This window comes from Catenulispora sp. GP43, from assembly GCF_041260665.1.
Taxonomy (GTDB): domain Bacteria; phylum Actinomycetota; class Actinomycetes; order Streptomycetales; family Catenulisporaceae; genus Catenulispora.
Window position 1 is genome coordinate 25,203 of record NZ_JBGCCT010000022.1, and the last position, 21,589, is coordinate 46,791.

Annotated in this window: 21 protein-coding genes; 14 read left to right on the forward strand and 7 right to left on the reverse strand. The window is 68.8% G+C overall.

Annotated elements, in window-relative coordinates; genetic code table 11:
* Positions 1-587 precede the first annotated feature (587 nt).
* Complete coding sequence (locus ABH926_RS35530) at positions 588-1,346, reverse strand: DUF4118 domain-containing protein (RefSeq protein WP_370370350.1); 759 nt, start codon at positions 1,344-1,346, stop codon at positions 588-590.
* Between the two features lie 83 nt (positions 1,347-1,429).
* The gene (locus tag ABH926_RS35535; protein ID WP_370370351.1) at positions 1,430-4,009 is read right to left on the reverse strand and encodes an ATP-binding protein; all 2,580 of its coding nucleotides are present in this window, start codon (positions 4,007-4,009) and stop codon (positions 1,430-1,432) included.
* Positions 4,010-4,268: 259 nt separating this feature from the next.
* On the opposite strand from ABH926_RS35535, the gene kdpF reads away from it, so the two are divergent.
* Genes kdpF through kdpC form a run of 4 tightly spaced genes read left to right on the forward strand, consistent with a single transcriptional unit; the run spans position 4,269 to position 8,821 of the window.
* Entirely contained in the window at positions 4,269-4,358 is a 90-nt protein-coding gene (gene kdpF / locus ABH926_RS35540; RefSeq protein ID WP_370370352.1) for a K(+)-transporting ATPase subunit F, read from the forward strand.
* Positions 4,358-6,043 (forward strand): potassium-transporting ATPase subunit KdpA, encoded by a 1,686-nt coding sequence (gene kdpA, locus ABH926_RS35545; protein WP_370370353.1) that lies wholly within the window; start codon positions 4,358-4,360, stop codon positions 6,041-6,043. Before kdpF ends, kdpA begins: the two co-directional genes overlap by 1 nt.
* The gene (gene kdpB, locus ABH926_RS35550) at positions 6,043-8,163 is read left to right on the forward strand and encodes a potassium-transporting ATPase subunit KdpB (RefSeq protein WP_370370354.1); all 2,121 of its coding nucleotides are present in this window, start codon (positions 6,043-6,045) and stop codon (positions 8,161-8,163) included. Before kdpA ends, kdpB begins: the two co-directional genes overlap by 1 nt.
* Positions 8,164-8,176: 13 nt before the next feature.
* A complete protein-coding gene (gene kdpC / locus ABH926_RS35555) occupies positions 8,177-8,821 on the forward strand; it encodes a K(+)-transporting ATPase subunit C (RefSeq protein WP_370370355.1) in 645 nt (214 codons plus the stop codon).
* Positions 8,822-8,876: 55 nt separating this feature from the next.
* On the opposite strand, the gene ABH926_RS35560 is transcribed toward kdpC, so the two are convergent.
* Positions 8,877-10,415 (reverse strand): Na+/H+ antiporter, encoded by a 1,539-nt coding sequence (locus ABH926_RS35560; protein WP_370370356.1) that lies wholly within the window; start codon positions 10,413-10,415, stop codon positions 8,877-8,879.
* Between the two features lie 316 nt (positions 10,416-10,731).
* Between ABH926_RS35560 and ABH926_RS35565 the strand changes: the two genes are divergently transcribed.
* Positions 10,732-11,406 carry a hypothetical protein gene (locus ABH926_RS35565; RefSeq protein ID WP_370370357.1) on the forward strand — a complete coding sequence of 225 codons (675 nt, stop codon included), beginning with the start codon at positions 10,732-10,734 and terminating at the stop codon, positions 11,404-11,406.
* A 413-nt stretch (positions 11,407-11,819) separates the two neighbouring features.
* Positions 11,820-12,641 (forward strand): SDR family NAD(P)-dependent oxidoreductase, encoded by an 822-nt coding sequence (locus ABH926_RS35570; protein ID WP_370370358.1) that lies wholly within the window; start codon positions 11,820-11,822, stop codon positions 12,639-12,641.
* Between the two features lie 62 nt (positions 12,642-12,703).
* Here ABH926_RS35570 and ABH926_RS35575 read toward each other — a convergent pair whose 3' ends face one another.
* A complete protein-coding gene (locus ABH926_RS35575) occupies positions 12,704-12,943 on the reverse strand; it encodes a hypothetical protein (protein WP_370370359.1) in 240 nt (79 codons plus the stop codon).
* 124 nt (positions 12,944-13,067) lie between these two features.
* On the opposite strand from ABH926_RS35575, the gene ABH926_RS35580 reads away from it, so the two are divergent.
* From ABH926_RS35580 to ABH926_RS35600, 5 genes are all read left to right on the forward strand, one after another.
* Positions 13,068-14,534, forward strand: coding sequence for a hypothetical protein (locus ABH926_RS35580; protein ID WP_370370360.1), 1,467 nt, complete (start codon positions 13,068-13,070; stop codon positions 14,532-14,534).
* Between the two features lie 92 nt (positions 14,535-14,626).
* The gene (locus tag ABH926_RS35585; RefSeq protein ID WP_370370361.1) at positions 14,627-14,971 is read left to right on the forward strand and encodes a hypothetical protein; all 345 of its coding nucleotides are present in this window, start codon (positions 14,627-14,629) and stop codon (positions 14,969-14,971) included.
* 131 nt (positions 14,972-15,102) lie between these two features.
* Positions 15,103-15,825 (forward strand): response regulator, encoded by a 723-nt coding sequence (locus ABH926_RS35590; protein WP_370370444.1) that lies wholly within the window; start codon positions 15,103-15,105, stop codon positions 15,823-15,825.
* A 117-nt stretch (positions 15,826-15,942) separates the two neighbouring features.
* Complete coding sequence (locus ABH926_RS35595; protein WP_370370362.1) at positions 15,943-16,302, forward strand: hypothetical protein; 360 nt, start codon at positions 15,943-15,945, stop codon at positions 16,300-16,302.
* A 44-nt stretch (positions 16,303-16,346) separates the two neighbouring features.
* Positions 16,347-16,955 (forward strand): hypothetical protein, encoded by a 609-nt coding sequence (locus ABH926_RS35600; protein ID WP_370370363.1) that lies wholly within the window; start codon positions 16,347-16,349, stop codon positions 16,953-16,955.
* A 77-nt stretch (positions 16,956-17,032) separates the two neighbouring features.
* On the opposite strand, the gene ABH926_RS35605 is transcribed toward ABH926_RS35600, so the two are convergent.
* A complete protein-coding gene (locus tag ABH926_RS35605) occupies positions 17,033-17,179 on the reverse strand; it encodes a hypothetical protein (RefSeq protein ID WP_370370364.1) in 147 nt (48 codons plus the stop codon).
* A 5-nt stretch (positions 17,180-17,184) separates the two neighbouring features.
* Positions 17,185-17,571: a YciI family protein gene (locus tag ABH926_RS35610; protein ID WP_370370365.1), complete on the reverse strand. Its 387-nt coding sequence runs from the start codon at positions 17,569-17,571 to the stop codon at positions 17,185-17,187.
* A 131-nt stretch (positions 17,572-17,702) separates the two neighbouring features.
* On the opposite strand from ABH926_RS35610, the gene ABH926_RS35615 reads away from it, so the two are divergent.
* From ABH926_RS35615 to ABH926_RS35625, 3 genes are read left to right on the forward strand one after another with little or no spacing between them, the layout of a single operon-like run.
* The gene (locus ABH926_RS35615) at positions 17,703-18,065 is read left to right on the forward strand and encodes a nuclear transport factor 2 family protein (protein WP_370370366.1); all 363 of its coding nucleotides are present in this window, start codon (positions 17,703-17,705) and stop codon (positions 18,063-18,065) included.
* A gap of 45 nt (positions 18,066-18,110) precedes the next feature.
* Entirely contained in the window at positions 18,111-18,806 is a 696-nt protein-coding gene (locus ABH926_RS35620; RefSeq protein ID WP_370370367.1) for a winged helix-turn-helix transcriptional regulator, read from the forward strand.
* Positions 18,799-18,996 carry a hypothetical protein gene (locus ABH926_RS35625; protein WP_370370368.1) on the forward strand — a complete coding sequence of 66 codons (198 nt, stop codon included), beginning with the start codon at positions 18,799-18,801 and terminating at the stop codon, positions 18,994-18,996. The genes ABH926_RS35620 and ABH926_RS35625 overlap by 8 nt, the downstream gene beginning before the upstream one ends.
* A 199-nt stretch (positions 18,997-19,195) precedes the next feature.
* Here the strand turns inward: ABH926_RS35625 and nhaA are convergent, their stop codons facing one another.
* Positions 19,196-21,127 carry a Na+/H+ antiporter NhaA gene (gene nhaA / locus ABH926_RS35630; RefSeq protein WP_370370369.1) on the reverse strand — a complete coding sequence of 644 codons (1,932 nt, stop codon included), beginning with the start codon at positions 21,125-21,127 and terminating at the stop codon, positions 19,196-19,198.
* Positions 21,128-21,589 lie beyond the last annotated feature (462 nt).

The window sequence follows — 21,589 nt, forward strand, 5'->3', positions numbered from 1 at the left end:
GGCCATCCCGGCGTAGTTCCGGCGTCTACAAGCCGGCGACACGCCTCGGCCCAACAGCTGCCGCGCTTGACCAGCGGTCAATGAGGTCAGCCTTGCTGCGGAGAAACCCAAGGTCAGACGCCTGTGGCCGGGTGACCCGTAATGCTGTCGAAGCCGTGCATGCCGTTCGCTGCCGCGCGTTGCGTGTCCGCTGCCGTTTGCTTCGGGACCCCAAGTGGCCCCCAAGAAACATCAGAAGCCTCAATCCGATCCCTCGGATTGAGGCCCTGACCTGCGACGTTACCGTCGGGCTGACAGGATTTGAACCTGCGACCCCTTGACCCCCAGGTCCGTGGGGCAATCGTTTCTGCACGTCACGCACGTTATGCCTCCTCGGTTGGCCGGGTACGGCGGGTGTCCACCGGCGGGTCGCTCGTGATCGTGCATCCCGTGTGGCCCCCAAGCGGCCCCCAAGCCATGGGCTTAGACGGGAGCCCCGAAGAGTTCTTCCATTGACACCACACGTCTCACTATCGTCGATCTTGGTTGACTTCGCCAACGTCGCGACGATCTACGTGTGGGGATGTAGCGCACGCAGTTAGGAAGGATCACACAAGCGTCGACGGCCTCGCATCGCCAGCCAAGACGGTACCCACCAAACTGCTGAGCATGACCGCCACCTGCCGTGCCTCCGCTGATGGTGCGCTGCCGGGTACCGGGGTGAGCAGGAACCGTCCGCGGGTGCGGCCGCCGGAGCGGGTCAGGAGTTCTATGTCCTCGTTGGGGAATCCGTGCTCGTCGATGTTCCAGTGGGTCTTTCCCCAGACGAGGGTGCCGTCGTCGGTGAGGCGCGGCGGGTGGCCGAGGAGTCGTCCTTGTTCGAAGCGGGCGGCGCGCAGGCCGAGGAGGGGGACGAGCTGGGCCTGGACTCGGTCGATGATCTCGCGGGGGTCGTGGCCTTCGGCGACCAGGGCGGAGGTGGAGCTCAGGGCCTCCATGTAGGAGGTGTCGCGGACGACGACGCGGCGGGCCCGGCGTCCGCGGGCGGCCAGCTCGCTCACCGCCGCGCCGACGGCCAGCAGGAGCACCGTGGTCTCGATGTCGGTGTGGCCGGTGATGGTGAACCGTTCGTAGGGGACTGTCCAGAAGAAGTCGAACCACGCCGCCGCCGAGATCGCCGTCAGGATGCCGGCCGTGCGGTTGCCGTTGGCGGCCACGGCGACGATGGCTACGACCAGAAGCAGCGCGAGGTCGGTGTTGGCGATGGATCCGCGCCACGGCAGCAACACCGTGGCGATCGCGAGCGGCAACAGCAACGCTGCGACCATCGCGACACGGTCCCGGTGGATCCGGCCGAAAGACCTCATACATCCGGTCTACCCCAGTACAGAGCGGGTGCTCGTTTGTATCTTGTGTGCGTTTCGCCGTGGGCCGAGGACCGTGGCATGGCCTATTCGGGCCGGGTGCCCTCGGCGGCCGACAGGGTGATGACCATCGTCAGCCCGCCGCCCGGCGTTTCCTCCGGGGTGAGCGTCCCGTCCATCGCCTCCACCAGGCCTCGCGACAGAGCCAGGCCCAGGCCGACGCCGGTGGTGTTGTCCCGGTCTCCGAAGCGTTGGAACGGGGTGAAGATCCGTCCGAAGTCCTGGGGCGGGATCCCGGGCCCGCGGTCGATCACCCGCAGCTCGACGCGGTTGGCCAGGGTGCTGGCGGTCACCAGGACCGGCTCCTCGGTGCCGCCGTGGTTCAGGGCGTTGCCGACGAGGTTGGCGATGGCCCGCTCAAGCAGCGCCGGGTCGGCGACGATCTCCGGCACGCCGTCCAGGTCGGCAGTATGGACGTCGCCGCGGTCGGTGGGCAGGCTGTCCAGGGCGGCGGCCACGACGTCCTCGGCGCGGACCGGCTCCAGGTGCAGGCTCAGCGCTCCGGCCTGCAGGCGGCTCATGTCCAGCAGGTTCTCCACCAGCCGGTTGAGCTTGTCCAGGGATTCCCGGGCCCCGGCCAGCAGATCCGCGCGGTCCTGAGGCGACCACTCGACGCTGGTGTCTTCCAGGGAAGCCACGGCGAGCCGCGCCGCCGACAGCGGGGTGCGCAGGTCATGCGAGACGGCGGCCAGCAGTGCGGTGCGCATCTTGTCGGCCTCGGCCAGCGGCCCGGCCTCGGCGGCCTTGCTGGCCAACCGGGAACGCTCAAGCGCGACCGCCGCTTGGGCGGCGAACGCGGTAAGCACCACCTGGTCGGAGGCCGGCAGGGTGCGTCCCTTCAGCACGAGCATGGCGTCCGGTCCCGCCGCGGCCAGGACGTCGGCCTCGCCGGGCATCCGGCACGGCATGGCGCCGGAGGCCGAAGTCGCCGCGACCAGCCGCCACGCCGCTGGGTCGTCCTGCTCGTCCGGGCGCACCGGCGCGTCGGGATCGACGCGCTCCAGCAGCGCGACCGAGTCCATGCCGAAGGTCTCCCGGAAACGGGCCAGCAGTGCGGCGATCGCCTCGTCGCCGCGCAGGACCGACACCGCCAGCTCGCTCAGCGTCTCGGCCTGGGCCGAGGCGTTGGCCGCGCGCCGGGTCTGGCGCGCGACGATGTCGACGACCGAGGCCATGGCCAGCCCGACCGCAGCGAACACCGCCAGGGCGATGAGGTTGTTGCTGTCGGTGATCGTGAACCGGTGGAAGGGCGGGATGAAGTAGTAGTTCAGCAACAGTGAGGCGGTGACCGCGGTGAACAGCGCCGACAGCAGGCCGCCGAGCCGGGCCACCAGCACCACGCCGATGAGCATGACCAGGACGTCGCTGACCAGGTTCAGCCGGGTGCGCATGTTCGCCAGCAGCAGGGTCAGCAGGAACGGCAGCACCACGCCGGCCACCGGCAGCAGCCAGCGCGGACCGAACTCCGGCGTGCGGATCAGCTGTCCCAGCCAGGCCCAGCGGCTCTTGTCGGCCGCTGACTTCTCGTGCGTGACCATGTGCACGTCGATGTCGCCGGACTCCTGCACCACGGTCTCGCCGATGCCGTAGCCGGCCAGGAACCGCTCCAGCCGACCTCGACGGGAGGTGCCCAGGACCAGCTGGGTGGCGTTCTCGGCGCGCGCGAACTGCAGCAGTGCGGTGGGGATGTCGTCACCGACCACCGAGTGGAAGCTGCCGCCCAGGGACTCCACGAGGGCTCGTTGTTCGGCCAACAGCGCCGGTGAGGCGCCGGTCAGGCCGTCGGAGCGGGCGACGTGCACGGCCAACAGGTCCGAGCCCTTTGCCCCAACGCGCTGGGCGATGCGTGCGGCGCGCCGGATGAGGGTGGAGCCTTCCGGTCCGCCGGTGAGGGCCACCACAACGCGTTCGCGGGTCTCCCAGACCTTGTCGATGCCGTGCTGGCCCTTGTACGTCAGCAGGCCTTCGTCGACCCGGTTGGCCACCCACAGCAGCGCCAATTCGCGCAGCGCGGACAGGTTCCCGACCCGGAAGTAGTTGCTGAGCGCGGCGTCGATCTTCTCGGGCTTGTAGATGTTGCCGTGGGCCATCCGGCGCCGCAGCGCTTCCGGGGACTGGTCCACCAGTTCGATCTGGTCGGCGGCGCGCACCACCTCGTCGGGGACGGTCTCGCGCTGCGGCACGCCGGTGATCTTGGCGACGGCGTCGTTCAGCGACTCCAGATGCTGCACGTTGACCGTGGTGATCACGTCGATGCCGGCCGCGAGCAGTTCCTCGACGTCCTGCCAGCGCTTGGCGTTGCGGGAGCCTGGGATGTTGGTGTGGGCGAGCTCGTCCACGATCGCGACCTTGGGGTGGCGCTCCAGGATGGCGTCGACGTCCATCTCGGTGAACGATCCGCCGCGGTATTCGATGATCTGGCGGGGGACGATCTCCAGGTCGTCCAGCATCGCCGCCGTGAGCGGCCGGTCGTGGGTCTCCACGAACCCGACCACCACGTCGGCGCCGCGCTTGGCGCGCCGCTGGCCTTCGTCGAGCATGTGATAGGTCTTGCCGACGCCGGGCGCCGCGCCCAGGTAGACCCGCAGTTTGCCCCTGGCGGTCATCGTTTCATCACCACACTGCCGATCCTTCCACGCGCGCGAGGACCCGCCTTCCCGTCAGCCGTTTGGACGGCGTGCGCGTTCCCACCAGGGGCGTTTGCATCCCGCTTGCGTCAGGTTGGGAGGGAACCTTCCCAGGCTTGACTGGCCACGACAGCTTTCCCTGATACCAAGGAGCATCTGATGGCCGACGTGGTTTTCGTCGTGATCACGATCGCCTTCTTCGGCCTGCTGGCCCTCATCGTCAAGGGGGTCGAGCGTCTTGAGCGCTGAGAACGTCATCGGCCTGATCGTGTCGGTCCTGCTGGTCGGCTATCTCGTAGTGGCCCTGATCCTCCCGGAGAAGTTCTGATGTCGGACACCTGGGCCGGCCTGCTCCAAGTCGCCGCCCTGGTCCTCCTGCTGGCTGTGTCCTACCGGCCGCTTGGCGACTACATGGCGCACATCCTCACCAGCCGCAAGCACTGGCGCGGTGAGAAGGTCCTGTACAAGACGATGGGCGTGGACCCCGAGGCGGACCAGACGTGGGGCGTGTACCTGCGTTCGGTGCTGGCCATCTCCGCAGTCGGGGTCCTGCTGCTGTACCTGCTCCTGCGCATCCAGAACCACTTGATGCTGGCGCTGGGCATGCCCAAGATGCAGGCGGACCTGGCCTACAACACGGCGGCCTCGTTCGTCACCAACACCAACTGGCAGAACTATTCCGGCGAGAACACGCTGGGCTACGTCGCACAGATGTCCGGTCTGGCGGTGCAGAACTTCGTGTCGGCCTCGGTCGGCATCGCGGTGGTCGCGACGCTGATCCGCGGCTTCACCCGGTCCAAGACCGACCGGCTGGGCAACTTCTGGGTGGACCTGACCAGGATCATCGTCCGGCTGATGCTGCCGTTCTCGATCATCTTTGCGATCGTGCTGATGGCCGGCGGCGTGGTGCAGGACCTGTCCGGCCACCTGACCGTGGTGCACACCCTCAACGGCGACCAGAGCCTGTACACGGGTGCCACCGCCAGCCAGGAGGCCATCAAGGAGCTCGGTACCAACGGCGGCGGCATATTCAACGCCAACAGCTCCCATCCGTTCGAGAACCCCAACGCGTTCACGAACCTGATCGAGATCTACCTGCTGCTGGTGATCGGCTTCGCACTGCCGCGTACGTTCGGCAAGATGGTCGGCTCGCACAAGCAGGGCTACACCATCGTGTCGGTGATGGCGATCATCTGGATCGGTTCGCTGGCGTTCTCGACCTTCGCCGAGACCCACCACCACGGTGTCAATCTGGCCACTGGGCATGCGGCGTTGGAGGGCAAGGAGGCCAGGTTCGGCATCCCGGCCTCGACGTTGTTCATGACGTCCACGACGTTGACGTCCACAGGTGCGATCAACTCCTGGCATGACTCGTACACGCCGTTCGGCGGCGGTGCGGCCATGTTCAACATGATGTTGGGTGAGATCGCGCCCGGCGGTACCGGATCAGGGCTCTACGGCATGCTGATCCTCGCCATCGTCACGGTGTTCATCGCCGGTCTGATGGTCGGCCGCACGCCGGAGTACCTGGGCAAGAAGATCCGCCCGACCGAGATGAAGTACGCGGCGCTGTACATCCTGACCACCCCGGCCGTGGTGCTGGTCTTCACCGGTCTGGCGATGGCGCTGAAGGGCGAGACCGCCTCGATCAACTCCGGGAACCTCGGTCCCAACGGCAGTCCGGCTCCCCACGGTTTCTCCGAGGTGTTGTACGCCTTCACCTCGATGGGCAACAACAACGGTTCGGCCTTCGCGGGCCTGTCCGGCAACACCCACTGGTGGAACACCGCCGGGGCGTTGGCGATGTTGTTCGGCCGGTTCCTGCCGATGATCTGGGTTCTGGCGCTGGCCGGTTCGCTGGCCAAGCAGAAGCCGGTCCCGGAGTCGTCCGGGACGTTGAAGACCGCCAGCCCGCTGTTCGCCGGCATGCTGCTGGGCACCGTGCTGCTGGTCGTCGGTCTCACCTACTTCCCGGCCCTGTCCCTCGGGCCGCTTGCTGAAGGACTGCACTGATGTCTGTCTCCACTCACTCCGACGCGCCGGAGCAGGCGTCGCAGCCGAAGGCGAGTGCTGAGCCGCACCGCATAGGCGGCGGGTTCCTGGACCCGAAGATGCTCTGGAAGTCGCTTCCGGACGCCCTGAAGAAGCTCGACCCGCGGGTCATGGTCAAGAACCCCGTCATGTTCGTCGTCGAGGCCGGCTCGGTCCTGACCACCTGGCAGGCCATCGCGCACCCGTCGGTGTTCGCCTGGGTGATCACCGTCTGGCTGTGGCTCACCGTCGTCTTCGCCAACTTGGCCGAGGCGGTGGCTGAGGGCCGTGGCAAGGCGCAGGCCGCCACGCTGCGCAAGGCCAAGACCACTTCGGTGGCCCGCAGACTCGCCTCCTGGTCGCCCGGCAAAGCCGGCGCCGAGTCCGAGGTGCCGGGTACCGAGTTGCAGCTCGGCGACTTCGTGGTGGTGGAGGCCGGGCAGGTCATCCCGGGCGACGGTGACGTCGTCGAGGGTGTGGCCTCGGTGGACGAGTCGGCGATCACCGGCGAGTCGGCCCCGGTCATCCGGGAATCCGGCGGCGACCGGTCGGCCGTGACCGGCGGGACCAAGGTGCTGTCGGACCGGATCGTCGTGAAGATCACCTCCAAGCCGGGGGAGACCTTCATCGACCGGATGATCAGCCTGGTCGAGGGCGCGAACCGGCAGAAGACGCCGAACGAGATGGCACTGAACGTGCTGCTCGCAAGCTTGACCATCGTGTTCCTGCTCGCGGTCGTGACCCTGCAGCCGATGGCCACCTGGGCCGGTGCGGCGCAGTCGTTGATCGTGATGGTGTCGCTGCTGGTGGCGCTGATCCCGACCACGATCGGCGCGCTGCTCTCCGCGATCGGCATCGCCGGCATGGACCGGCTGGTGCAGCGCAACGTGCTGGCCATGTCCGGCCGCGCGGTCGAGGCCGCCGGTGACATCAACACCCTGCTGCTGGACAAGACCGGCACGATCACGCTCGGGAACCGCCAGGCCAGCGAGTTCGTGCCGGTCGCAGGGGTCGAGCAGGATGTGCTGGCCGACGCCGCGCAGCTGTCTTCGTTGGCTGACGAGACGCCGGAAGGCCGCTCGATCGTGGTGCTGGCCAAGACCGCGTATGGTCTGCGCGAGCGGCACGAGGGCGAGCTTGCCGGCGCGGAGTTCGTGCCGTTCACCGCGCAGACCCGTATGTCCGGGGTGAACCTGCACGACGGGCACGAGGTCCGCAAGGGCGCCGGCAGCGCGGTCATGAAGTGGGTCCGCGACAACGGTGGTCACCCCACCGACGAGGTCGGCTCGCTGGTCGACGGCATCTCCGCGGCCGGTGGCACGCCGCTGGTGGTGGCGGAGAAGACTCCTGACGGTGTCGCCCGCACCCTGGGCGTCATCCATCTGAAGGACGTCGTCAAGGAAGGCATCCGCGAGCGGTTCGCCGAGCTGCGGCAGATGGGCATCAAGACGGTCATGATCACGGGTGACAACCCGCTGACCGCCAAGGCCATCGCCGAGGAGGCCGGGGTCGACGACTTCCTGGCCGAGGCCACGCCCGAGGACAAGATGGCGCTGATCAAGAAGGAGCAGGAGGGCGGCAAGCTGGTCGCGATGACCGGCGACGGCACCAACGACGCCCCCGCCCTGGCGCAGGCCGACGTCGGCGTGGCCATGAACACCGGCACCTCGGCCGCCAAGGAGGCCGGGAACATGGTGGACCTGGACTCCAACCCGACCAAGCTGATCGAGATCGTCGAGATCGGCAAGCAGCTGCTGATCACCCGCGGCTCGCTGACCACCTTCTCCATCGCCAACGACGTCGCGAAGTACTTCGCGATCATCCCGGCCATGTTCTCGGTGGTCTACCCGGGCCTGCACGTGCTGAACATCATGGGCCTGCACTCGCCGAAGTCGGCGATCACCAGCGCCATCATCTTCAACGCCCTGATCATCATCGGTCTGATCCCGCTGGCCCTGCGCGGCGTGCGCTACAAGCCGTCCTCGGCCGCGGCACTGCTGCGCCGAAACCTGGTCATCTATGGCGCCGGCGGTCTGGCGCTGCCGTTCGTCGGCATCAAGCTGATCGACCTGATCGTCCAGTTCATCCCCGGATTGAAGTAGGAAGGAGCCGACCATGAAACTCGGAGCAGCAATCCGGCGGCACACCGCCGCCATCCGGGCCATGCTGGTGTTCACGGTGATCCTCGGAATCGCCTACCCGCTGCTGGTCACCGGCATCGCGCAGCTGGCGTTCAAGGACAAGGCCAACGGCTCACTCATCAAGAACGCGCAGGGCCAGGTGGTCGCCTCCAGCCTGCTGTGCCAGCAGTACGTCGACAAGTCCGGCAACGCCCTGCCGCAGTACTTCCAGGCCCGGCCGTCGGACGCCACCAACTCGGCCAACTCCAGTGACCCCGGCTGCGACTACTCCTACTCGGCCGGATCGAACCTGGGGGCCAACAGCGCGACGCTGAAGAACACCATCGAGGGCCGCATCACGGCCTACGCCAAGGCCTACAACGTGGACCCGACAAAGGTCCCCGAGGACGCGGTCACCGCCTCGGCCTCCGGCATGGACCCCGGCATCTCGGTGCAGAACGCCAATGACCAGGCCGCCTCGGTGGCCAAGGCCCGCGGCGTGGACCTGGCGACGGTGCAGAAGCTGGTCAAGGACAACACGCACGGCCGCCCCCTGGGTTTCCTGGGCGAGGAGTACGTGAACGTGGTGACCCTGAACCAGGCGCTGGACAAGGCCCACCCGGTGGCGGCGACCAGCTGAGACCTTTCGAACCGCGGGGCCGGCGCCGGAATACGAGCGCCGGCCCCGCGGCTTTTCAGGCCTCTGACGTGACGGCGGCTTCTGCGCGGTCGAGCTCGAGTTGAAGCCTGCGGCGGGTCGCGTCGCTGACCTTCCCTCCGGCGTACAGCCGCCGCAGCTCGGCCGACTGCACGGCGAGGACGTCTCGTTGCAGGGCTGCATAGTTCGCCGCCGGCCACGCGCCGTCGGGCTGATTCCCCAGACGCGCGGTGTAGCGGCGACGGGCCCGCTCCAACACGGCCTCCGGGACGGACCCGGTTTCGGTCAGGCCGTCGATGTAGTCCACGGCGGCCTCGGCCAGGGCGGCGCGGGCGGCGGTCTCCTTGCTCGCACGCAGCGCCGGATCCACCGCCAGGCCCGAGCCGGTGACCACCCCTGCCAGACTCAGACCCTGCAGGGTCAGGGTCGCGGCGACGACGCTGGTGGTGAGTACGAGAATCAGGGCTCTGCCCGGCAGCGGCATGCCGTTGTCGGCCGCCAGCGGGATGGTCAGCGCGGCGGCCAGAGGCATGACCCCGCGGGTGCCGGCCCACGTCACCACGCGCGTGGTGGCCCAGGTCGGGAAGGCACGGGTGGGTTTGGCGACCGACACCGTCGGCCACACCCAGAGCACCCTGATGCCGATCATGACCGCCGCCAGCGCGGTTGCTTGCAGCGGCCACCAGCCGGTGTGCGCGGGGAGGTCGCGGACCATGGTCGGAAGTTCCAGCCCGATGAGCGCGAACACCACCGATTCCAGCAGGAACACGATGACCGCGTACACGGCCTGCACCTGCAACCGGATCCGTGCGTCGCTGGTGCGGTAGCCGGTGCCGCCACTGGTCACGCCGGCCACGACCACCGCGGTCACCCCGGAGGTGCCGGCGGTTTCGGCAAGCACGTAGGCGGCGTAGGGAGTGACCAGAGCGATGACCGTCTGGAGCACTGGATCGGCGGTGCGTGAGCGCAGCAGGACCACCAGGGCCGACAGCGCCGCGCCGATCCCCGCACCGCCGCCGGCCAGCATCAGGAACTTGCCGCCGGCCCCGAACCAGGACAAGGTCCCGGTGCTGACGGCGAATCCGATGGCCACTTTGAACAGCACCAGAGAGGTGGCGTCGTTGAACAGGCTCTCGGCTTGCACGAGGGTCTGAATGCGTCCGGGCAGCGCGAGGCGGCGGCCCAGCGCGGTGACCGCGACCGGGTCGGTGGAGGCCAGCACCGCGCCCAGGACGAACGCCATCGACGCTGACAGCGCCGTCAGCTGCCAGGCCAGCCCTGCGACCGCCGCGGCGGTGGCCAAAACCAGCCCGAAGGCCAGCACGGTGACCGGACGCCACACCGCGCGCAGGTCGCGCAGCGACATCTCCTCGGCCGAGGCGAACAACAGCGGCGGGAGCACCAGTAGGGCGATGGTCTCCGGTGCGACCCGGACAGCCGGGACGCCGGGGAGCAGCGCGACCCCGAGACCGGCCAGGACCAGCAACGACGGGGCTGGAATACGCAGGCGTTGAGCGAAGGTCGCGACTGCGGTGCCCAACACCACCAAGGCCAGGACGATTCCTACCGCGTGCATCGTTCGCACCCCATCGGCGTTCGCCGGGGTCCGCCACGCTCGGCGATCGCTCCCGGGCCGACCAGACTTCCCGGCGCACCGCGCTCATTCTATGGATCTAGCTGCGGTGACGTCACCTGAGTAGGGGCGGGCGACGGTGCGCGGTCCGTACCGGGTCGGGCACTGCGCGCGAGGTGCAACTGCATGGAGTCATGAAAACGGACTATGGCGGATCCTCATCGCATCAAACTCATCACTCGCATACGCCTTGCATGCATTGATTGCCGACATACTGAATCGCAGTTAACGTCCGCCTCACCGAGTCCTTGGAGGCGTCATGCAAATCGTCTTCCCCATCATCGGATATCTGTGCCTGGCCACCTTGGTGCTGGCGTCTCCGCAGCACCGGTTCCGGCGCAGCAGGCGTGGGGCTGCGGACCTGGCGCGGGACCTGAAAGACCGCCACGGGTTCGTAGAGGCCCCCGACGTCGAACATGTACTGAAACCCACGCGGCAGCCGCCGTTCCACTACGGCACCGAACATCGGCTCATCAACGCGGTTACCGGAGCCATGCACGACATGCCCGTGACGTCCGCGACGTTCACCTGCCGCTACAACGGCTCGACCCACCTGTACGGCGTCGCCTCGCTGACGCTGGCGCACCCGGCCGAGCGGCTTGAGGTGCGTGCCGGAGCGGCGTTCGCCACCGCGTGGGTCATCGACACGCCGCCGCCGGGCCGGGTCCAGGTCGGATGCCATCCGTTCGACGACCATTTCGAGCTCTACACCCCGGCACGGGAAACCGGCGGGGCAGCGGTGCTGGCCCGCGCCGGCGTCACGGCTTTGGAGCGCGTGGCCGAACCGTTCAGTATGCGGATAGAGGGAATGCAGGTGCTGTTGTGGCGGGCGGAGGGCTGGTCCTCCTCCGAGTCCCTGGCCGCGGCAGTCGCCGCGGCCGCAACCGTGGTGGACACGATGGCCTGGCGTGGTTCCGTGCCGCAAGCGGGCTGAAGTCGCACCCCGCATGCCAGCCGATTGTGGGGGTCTCATGTGCCAGCCGCTTGAGCCGTGTGTGGGTTCTTGCCCTCTATGTCCGCACTCTGTTTGACTCGACCCCGTGATCACCGGAGGCGCGGACAAGCGCCCTGCGAGCGGCGGGGCGATCAGGGTCGCCGTTTGCGCGGCCGGTGGTCCGGGCTGCCGTCATGACGACCGGCCGCCTCATCCGGTCGGGCGCTGAGAGTCTCACTCCTGGCGACTCCGGCGCCCGCCTCGCTGACGCCGATGACGTGCTACGCGCCACATTCGTTCGCGCGCATTGTCCGCGGTGTCGTCCTTCCCCGCCGGCCGCCCGCATCACGTTCACCGCAGTGCAGCGCGGTGCGGGCCGGCCATCCCACGATCATCGAAAGCAAACCAGGACCATGTCGAAGAAGACTGCCCCCTTCCGCACCGCCCTCGTCACCGGCGCCGACGGCGGCCTCGGTCTGGAGGTCGCACGCCAACTCGCCGCGCAGCGCGCGAGGGTCATCCTGCACGCGCGCACCGCCGAGCTCGGCGAGCGCGCGCTGAAGAACCTGGTGACCGGCGGCGCGCAGGCCGAGCGGTTGTTCGTGGTCACCGCCGACTTCGCCGACCTCGGGCAGGTGGCCCGGATGGCCCGGCAGGTGGCCGCCGACCACGCCAAGCTGGACCTGCTGGTCAACAACGCGGCGGTGTTCGGCTCGCCGACCCGTACCGTGACCGCCGACGACCACGAGATCACCTTCCAGGTGAACTACCTCGCGCCCTACCTGCTGACGCGCCTGCTGTGGCCGACGCTGACCATGACGCCGGGCAGCCGCATCGTCAACGTCTCCTCTGCTCTGCACCGGGGCGGGCGGCTGCACTGGGGCGACGTCGACTCCACGAAGCGGTACTCCGCGGTTGCGGCGTACGCGCAGTCGAAGCTGGCGCTGAATCTGTTCACGAAGGCCGTCGCCGAGCGCGGCGGCGCGGATCTTCTCGCCGCCAGCGTCCACCCCGGACTCCTGGCCACCGACATGATCCGCAACTACACCCGCGAGGCCGGGCGCCCGGTGTCCGAGGGCGCGGCCGCGGTGCTGCATCTGGCCACCGCCCAGATCGAGGACGGCGGTTACTACGAGGGCGTCGCGGCGTCGCTGCCGAACACCCTGATGAACGACCACAGCTCGGTGGACCGGCTGTGGAAGCTGAGCGCGCGGCTGGTGGGCCTGGCTGCCTGAGCCTGTCCTCGCGGGGCGAGCGTGGTCCCGGACGCGGTGGGCGTCCGGGACCACAGCGCGTCTCAGAGCACCGCCATGAGCGTGATCGCGCCGACCTCAACAGGGCGGCCGTCGCCGGTGTCGAAGCGCGGCATCGGCCTGTAGGCGGCGGGTTCGTACTCGGGGTGCTTCGGTGCGGGGACGATCGAGGCCCAGGCGGTGCTGCCGTCGGCAAGCAGGTGGCGTTCGGTGCGCAGCTGCGCGAATCCGGCGTACGGACTGAGTAGTCCGCCGAGCAGGATCACCACGCCGAGGACGGTCACGATCTCGCGGTAGGACAGCTGTCGGCGCGAATTCGTGTGTGGACCGTTTGCTTCGAACCATCGTGCGCATGCATCGCGCGAGTATCGTATTCTCACAGGTCGTGACACGTTTTACTCCAGATCCATGACTGCTCTCGCGCCGTCGCCGGCACCGCCGGAATCGGTTTCCCGGCGGCCGTCACGGGTCCGCCTCCGCTGGTCCACGCCGACCACGATCAAGGCCTGCGCCGCAGCGGTGATCCTGGTGTCGGTGGTGTTCGCGGCCGTCGCCGCCGCCACGTCCTCGCAGGTCCGCTCCGGCTTCGACGCCATCGGGCACACCGAGGCGCCGCAGGTGGTGGCCACCAACGATCTCGTCTACTCGCTGAACGACATGGACGCCAACCTCGCGAACATCCTCATGGTCGGCGACAAGCAGCTCGGCCCGGGCATCGACCGGGCGTCATTCACCAAGCTGTACGAGCAGGACCGGGCCGCCGCCGACCACGACCTGCAACTGGCAGCGATCCACGCCGGCGACACCGGTGACGCGGCGCGGCAGGTCGGGCAGGCCCTTGACGCGCTCGGTTCCTACGAGGCGCTGGCCGCACAGGTGCAGTACTCGGACTCCGGGCACGCCGACCGGGCGGCCGGGCAGGTGCCCACCGACGAGGCGGCGCTGTACGCAAAAGCTACCGACCTGATGCGGCAGACGGTTCTCCCCGCCGCGAAGGCGGTGGCCGCCAGCAACGGACAGGCGCTGGAATCCTCCTACGAGAACCGTCACGGCACGGCACAGGCTGCCCAGTGGTGGATCATCGGCGCGGGCGTCGTGGCGTTGGCGGCGCTTGGCGGGACGCAGTTGTTCCTGACCCGGCGTACTCATCGGCTGATCAATCCGGCACTGGCCGCGGCCACGGTGCTCACGCTCGGCCTGACCGTGTGGGGCGCCGTCTCGATGAGCGCCGCCGCCGAACATCTGCGCGGGGCGAAGAAGGACGCCTTTGACTCCGTCGCCGCGCTCACCGCGGCCAAGGCACTGTCCACCGACGCCAACGCCGACGAGAGCCGGATCATCGTCGACCCGTCGCGCGCGGCCCAATACCAGGACTCGTACTTGGCCAAGAGCCAGCAGCTGATGGACGTCGGCTCCGGGGCGACCCTGCAGAGCTACGACACGGCAGTGAAGTCCTCTTTGGATGCCTACTTCGGCGACCCGGCCAAGCACCCCGTGCTCTTCGGAGGCTACTTCGGCACCGAGCTGAAGAACATCACCTTCGCCGGCGAGCGCGCCGCAGCCGAGCAGATGTTGCGGACCTACCAGACCTACGAGCTCGACGACCGCAAACTCCGGCAGAAGATCGCCACCGACCTGCCGGAAGCGATCCGGTTCGACACCAGCCCGGCGTCCTCCGACTCCGACGGCGCTTTCGTCGCCTATTCCGGCGCGCTGCAATCCGTCATCGACATCAACCAGAAGGCCTTCGACTCCAGCATCGCCGAGGGTCTGTCCGGTATGAGCCCGTGGCCCTGGGTTCCGCTCGGCGGCATGGTCCTGGTCGTGGTGCTGGTGGTCGCCGGGGCCAGGCCGCGGCTGGCCGAGTACCGCTGACCGGCTGAATTCTCGCAGGATGGCCGTGTCGGCCTTCCGCGCGGCTGACCCGGGAGGCGATCGGGGCGGCCCTGTCGCTCGGCGACGGTGTCATGGCGGTCACCGTCGTGCACACCGACGAGGACGACGGGGCGGCGGAAGCGGCCCTGACCGAGCGCCGGCGGGCCTGGCAGCCGGCTGTGCCGCTGGTCGTCCTGCACTCTGCCCAGCGCTCGCTGACCCGGCCGATCGTGCAGTACCTCAACCAGTTGGCGCGGGAGGCACCGGCCGCGCCGGGCGGACACGAGCGGATCACGGTCCCGATCCCCGAGGCGCAGCCGCACAAGGTCTGGCATCGGCTGCTGCACAACCAGCGCGGCGCTGTTCCTGACCGGGTGATCCGCAAGAACACCGACGCCGTCGTGTGCCGCCCGCGGTTCCGCCTCGACCAGTGGTGAGGAACATCTCGCGGGTGAGTTGTTTGCATCGCCGCGGAGGGCGTTTGCATCGCGCGAGCAAACATGATCGCAGCCGGTGACAGCGGGTTCACTTGCTAACGAAGCCCCGCTACCGGAAGGCAACGGCGCCAATGACGAACATTCTTGTCGTGGATGACGAGCCACAGCTCCTGCGAGCCCTCCGCATCAACCTCAAAGCCCGCTCGTATGAGGTGGAGACCGCCGAGCGCGGTGTGGATGCCCTCGCCTCCGTGGCGCGGCGCCTACCCGACCTCGTTCTGCTGGACCTCGGCCTTCCCGACATGGACGGAGTCGAGGTCGTCCTGGGCCTGCGCGGCTGGACCGATGTGCCGATCATGGTGCTTACCGGCCGGTCCGAGCAGGCGGAGAAGGTGCGCGTGCTCGACGCCGGGGCGGACGACTACGTGACCAAACCGTTCTCGATGGAAGAGCTGCTGGCGCGGCTGCGTGCCCTGCTGCGCCGCCGCGATTTCACGGCTGACGCGGGCTCCGAACCGGCCCGCGCACAGTACACCTTCGGATCGAGCACCGTGGACCTGGCAAAGCACACCGTGACCCGGGACGGGGAGAGCATCCGCCTCACCCGAACCGAATGGGCCGTGCTCGAGCTGCTGATGCGCCACCCGAACCAACTCGTCACCATCAACCGCCTGCTGGCCGAGGTGTGGGGGCCGGGGAATACCGGGGACGGCGGACACCTGCGCTTCCACGTGGCCCGGCTGCGGCGCAAGCTCGAGGTTGACCCGCAGCGACCCGTTCATCTGATCACCGAGTTCGGCACCGGCTACCGGTTCGTGCCCGCAGCGCCCGCGGCGCCGGAGCCGCCGGGCTAGTGAGCGGCGGCTTTGCGTTGCCCGCGGCGGCGTGTGCGATGTGTTGCCGCCACTACCGCTAGCCGTCGCACGGGTCTGAACTGGGCTTGAAGACGGTGAGCGTGTGAGGAGTGTGTGATGCGTCTGGAATCGAGTCGCGAACCTGCGTTCACGCTTATGGCCGCTTTCGTCGCCGCCATCGCCGCCACGTCGCTGCTCGCTGCGACCGGCGGCACCCGGCATGTCGACGCCGACCTGGTGGCCTACATCTGCTTGGCCACCGTGCTCGGACTCGGGACCCGCTGGTGGACCGCGCTATCGGGCGCGCTGATTCTGTGGCTGTTCTATGACGGCTTCCTGGTCGGCCGCCACGGCATCATCACCTGGCATGGATCGGTGGACGGCTGGCGGCTCGGATTCATCGTCGGCGGCGCGGCCGCCGCCCTTCTGGTCAGCCGGGTGAGCCGTTTCGCCGTAGCCGTTCCCCCACATCGCTGATCCCACTATGACACCTGCGCTTGAGGCGGCTTCCGATGACACTCATGATCCAGTACGACTACGTCAGCTGGGAGAGGCTCTTTCCGGGCTACGGCATCGACCTCAGCGCGCTCCGCTTCGAGCCCGGCGACGATTGCCGGGCAGGCGCCGCGTTGGCGCTGAAGCATCTGCGGCTGGGACGCCGCCCCAAGCCGGGCAGGGTCGCCGAAACGCTCTACGAACTGCGCGACGCCGTGGCCGCGGCCGCCGACCTGAAGTCGTGCTACGCCGCGGTGTTCTTCCCGAATCCGAAGCGCACCTCCGACCATCTGCGGCTGGAATTCACCGTCTACGACAACAGGCAAGCCAGCCTCAACCCGGCTCAGACCCTCAGCGCTGAAATCTTCGATCCGGCACGAACCGACGTCGTGGTCGAAGGACCCGACCAGATCGAGCTGCCCTGCGGGCCGGCCCTTCGCGTGCTGCAGATGACGACGGCCCAGGAACCGGACGGCACCATCGTCCATCGCCACCCGCGCATGACGATCTGCGGATCGAGCCCCTCGGGCCGGACCCAGTTCGTGATCCGGGGCCACGCCACTACCGGAGCACTCGCCGACATGCTCGACGAGATGGTCACCGCCTGGGCCAAGGGCCTCTCCCTGCCGGCGTAGAAGTCAGCGCACGAATCAAACGCGAACCGTTCGCCCCGCACGTCTCCCGCTCACCGGTCGCAAACGATGTTCGTGCCCTATATCGCTATCCCGGTGATGTCCTCGGCGGCATCGATGTCGCCGAACGCGTGGATCAGGGCGGCTACCGAGCGGCCGGACTCCTCGCGGAAGATCCGGCCGATCTCGGCCTGATCGACGTGGTGGGTGACGCCGGGGTCGGGCACGGGCCTCAGGCTCCGGGCTCGTCCTGGAAGGGCCGTACTTCGATCGGCTGGCCGATGAGGTCGACGACCCTGGACGCCCAGGCCAGGGCCGCGTCCAGGTCGTCGGCGTTGATGATGTAGAAGCCGCCGAGGTGCTCCCGGGCTTCGGCGAACGGTCCGCCGGTGGTGAGCGTCTCACCTCCGGCCCTGTGGACGACGGTCGCGGGTCGGGCGCGGTCAGTCGGCCCCCGAACACCCAGGCGCCGGAGGACTTCATCTCGTCTTGGAATGCCATGACCCGCTTGAAGGACTGCTGCATCTCCTCGTCGGTCGTCGGCTCGGGGGCCTCGCCCTCGACGCTGTGGACCGACAACAGGCCTCCTCGCGACCAGCGGGCGTTTCCCGCCTCTCACCCCTGCTACGAACGGGTCCTGCCCAGATTGACACCCGGCCGGGGAAAACGCTCGTGGTGCGCTGGCGGGTTCGCCGACCCCGCGATACTCTCGTTATGAAAGCAAAATCCTATTATGAAAAGAGCGAGGACATGGAGGCCACCGACCTCTTCCGTACCTACCTCGACCGCTTCACCTCCGGCGACATCGCCGGAGCCGCTGAGCTGCTTACCGACGACTTCCGGTTCCACGGACCGATGCTCACCTCCGAGGGCAAGGCGGCGTTCCTGGCCGGCTCGGCGCAGCTGGGACCGATCATGCGCGGCTTCCGGATGCACCGGCAGTGGCAGGACGGGGACCAGGTCTGCTCCTTCTACGACTTCAACATCCAAACCCCAGCCGGGGCCGGATCCATCCCGATGGCCGAATGGAACACGGTCCGCGACGGCAAACTCGCCTCGGCCCGCCTCATCTTCGACACCGCGGCGATGGCCGCCCTGATGCCCGCCACGTGATGCCTGTCCACCGCGTGATACCCGCACCGCAGGAAGGACCCTGAGATGCCCGCCAGAGCATGGACCGGCTATCGGCGGTTCTGCCCCCTGGCCCGCGGCCTGGACGTGATCGGCGAACGCTGGACGTTGGTGATCGTCCAGGAGCTGCTCAAGCAGCCATACCGCTACGGCGCGCTGTTGGACCGGCTTCCCGGCATCAGCACCAGTGTCCTGGCCGACCGGCTGCGCCGCCTGGAACAGGCCGGGGTTGTAGCCAGGACACCAGGCCCGGTCGGCGCCGGCGTCGTCTACACCCTGACCGACCGCGGCCGGGAGCTGCAGGAGGCGCTCAGCGCCCTGCGGCGGTGGGGCGTGGGATTCCTGGCCGACCCTACCGCCGACGGCTCGGCCCGGCAGGACTTCGACGTCACCTACGTCCAGGGCATCGAGGCGGTCACCGACGGACAGTTCCAATTCGTCGTCGACGGCCGGCCCACCACCTTGCACTTCGCCGCCGGACAGCTCCGGCAGGAACCCGGCGCCGCACCGGGAGCCGAGCTGATCGTGCGCACCGACTCCGTGTTCCTGGACCGCTGGGCCGCCGGCGAAGCCGACTGGGACGCCGGCCGCGCCAGCGGCGAGGTCGTCACCGAAGGCCCAGCGGCGGCGTGGCCGCGCTGGCTGGCCGTCACCGGCTACCTGCTGCAGGTCCTGACGGCCCCGGACCACGATCCCGCGACGGAGGAAGACAGCCATGGCTGAACAGCCCACCGATTTCTTCACGCAGGTCAGCGCCACCGCGCTGGCCCACCCCGACGTGGCGACCGGCACGATGATGGGCTTCCCGTGCCTGCGTGTCGCCGGCGCGTTCTTCGCCTCCTGCGACCACCGCACAAGGGATTATGAGTCCCTTGTGTACGCCGGTAGAATGCCGCCTTTGAGCTGCGGCTAAGTATTTCCGCGGGTGGCGTGCGGATGGGCTGTGCCGCGTATCTGCCGCGCTGCCGACAGCGGTGCGCGTGCTACCACCATCTTCTGGAAACAGATATGCCGACTACACCGTCGGGAGACGTCGCACTACCTGACCACGCACCAACCGCAACCCGCCCGACACGGGCATCCACGACACATCGAGTGGGCGCGCCGAAACTTCACAGCTGTCCTCTGTCCTCGCGTGCCTTCCCTCGGCTCGACGCCCCCACGATCCGCGCCCTGGCATAGGCGGCCCTGACCGCGGTCTTGAGTGTCTCGATGTCGTATGCGCCGTGGTGGCGCCTGCCGTTGATGAAGAACGACGGCGTGCCGGACACGCCGCTCAGGTCGGCGGAGTCGACGTCCTCGGCGACGCGGGTGGCGTGGACGTGGCTGTGCAGGTCCTCGGTGAAGCGTGCCACGTCCAGGGCCAGTTCGGTCGCGTAGCGTCGCAGGTCGGCCGGGGTCAGGGCGTCCTGGTGCGCCATCATCAGGTCGTGCATCGGCCAGAAGGCGTCCTGGCGGGCCGCGGCCTCGGCGGCCTCGGCGGCCAGGCGGGCGCGCGGGTGGACGTCGTCGAGCGGGAGGTGCCGCCAGACGTAGCGCACGTCGCCGAACTCTGCCAGGAGGGCCCGCACCACTGGCTCGGCCTGGCCGCAGTAGGGGCACTCGAAGTCCCCGTATTCGACGATCGTGACCGGCGCCTGGGCCGGGCCGCGTACGTGGTCGCGGTGTGCGTCGACCGGGACCGCCAGGTCGATGATCGACTCGGTGGTGCCCAGCAGTGCGCGCTGGCGCGCTGGCTTGGGCAGCAGTGCCGTGATCCGGAAGACCGCCCAGGCCAGCGCCGAGGACGCCAGCGCCGCGGTGAGCACGCCGAGCTTGGCCTGCTCCAGCTGCACGCCGTGGAAGGCCAGGGTGGCGATCAGCAGCGACACGGTGAACCCGATGCCGGCGGCCGCCCCGGCCCCGGCGGCCCCGGCCCAGCCGACCGGCAGCCGGACCCGGCCGCGGCTGGCCCGGGTGAGCAGCCATGCGGCGCCCAGTGTGCCGGCCGGCTTGCCGACCACGTACGCGATCAGGATGCCCAGGGTGATCGGAGAGGTGTAGGCGTCGGCCAGGAAGCGCGCGTCGATGGGGATACCGGTGTTGGCCAGCGCGAACAGCGGCACGATCGCATAGCTGGTCCAGGGGTGGTACCAGCTCTGCAGCCGCTCGTTCGGCGAGATCGCGGCCGACACCCCCAGCCGCGCGCTCTGCGCCAGCTCGGCGGTCGGCTGCTCGCGGAAGCTCCGGAACCGCTCGCTGGCCTGCTGTAGATCATCGCGGGCTGCGGGATGGGCGAACGTCAGCAACCCCATCACCAGCCCGACGGCCACCGGGTCCACGCCGGACTTGAAGAACGCGACCCAGGCCGCGAGCCCGATCACGAAGTACGGCGGCCCATAGCGCACGCCCCGCTGCCGCAGCACCAGGACCAGGCCGAGCAGCACCAGCCCGACCAGCAGCGCCACCAGCTCGACCTGGCTGTTGTAGACGAAGGCGATCACCAGGATGCCGACTATGTCGTCGACGACCGACACGGTCAGCAGATAGGTGCGCACCCGCAGCGGCAGACCCCGCCCGACCAGCGCCAGCGCGCCCAGCGCGAACGCGGTGTCGGTGCTCATCGCCGCGCCCCAGCCGTGCGCAGACGGGTGCCCGGCGTTGACGGCCAGGTAGATGGCGACCGGCACCACGGCCCCGCCGATCCCGGCGGCCAGCGGCAGTGCGAGCTGGCTGCGGCGGCGCAGCTCGCCCATGTCGAACTCCCGGCGCGCCTCCAGTCCCACGACCAGGAAGAAGAACGTCATCAGTCCGGAGTTGACCCAGCCGCGCAGGTCCTGGTCCACCCCGTGGCGCCCGACCGTGACCGCCACCCGGGTCGCCCACACGCTGTCGTACCCGGCCTGGGCGATGTTCGCCCAGGTCAGCGCCACGACAGCGGCGGCCAGCAGCAGCGCGGCGCTACCGGTCTCGGTGCGCAGGAACCGCCGCCGCGGGGTGCTCCGGTCGTCGGCCGAGGTCATCGCGGCTTCCGGGCCCGGCGCGGAGGAGCGCAAGATCGCCATACCGGGATTCTGCCGAATCGGAGGTACCGCGCGCTCGGGGAGGCAGGCGAGAGATATGCGAATTCTTCGAGTTCCGCCTCACCATAAGGATCTCCAGGCCCGACGCGGACGCGCTGACGGCGACGGTCATGGGGCCCAGATACAGCAGCGCCGTCGGTTGGTACCTGCCGGTGAAGTACTTGCCCCGGCCAGGGCGCGAGCCGGTCCTGCTGGTCACCGGGCCGCCCCGGGCGCCGTGGTCGCGGTCCGTCTCCGATCGGGCAGGCTTGGAGACATGAGGTGGCCTGGTGGCGCCGTGCCTGCCGCACCGTCTGTGACCGCGCTGAGGCACGGTTGTGTGAACGTCATGGGCCAGCCCGCGGCCGGCGTTTGGATTTCGTGAGCGCTGCCCGACGCTGAGCCGGTGGGAGCTGATGTCCCGGTGCTGCCGTCTACTGTGAAGGGGCCGGTGATGATCACCGG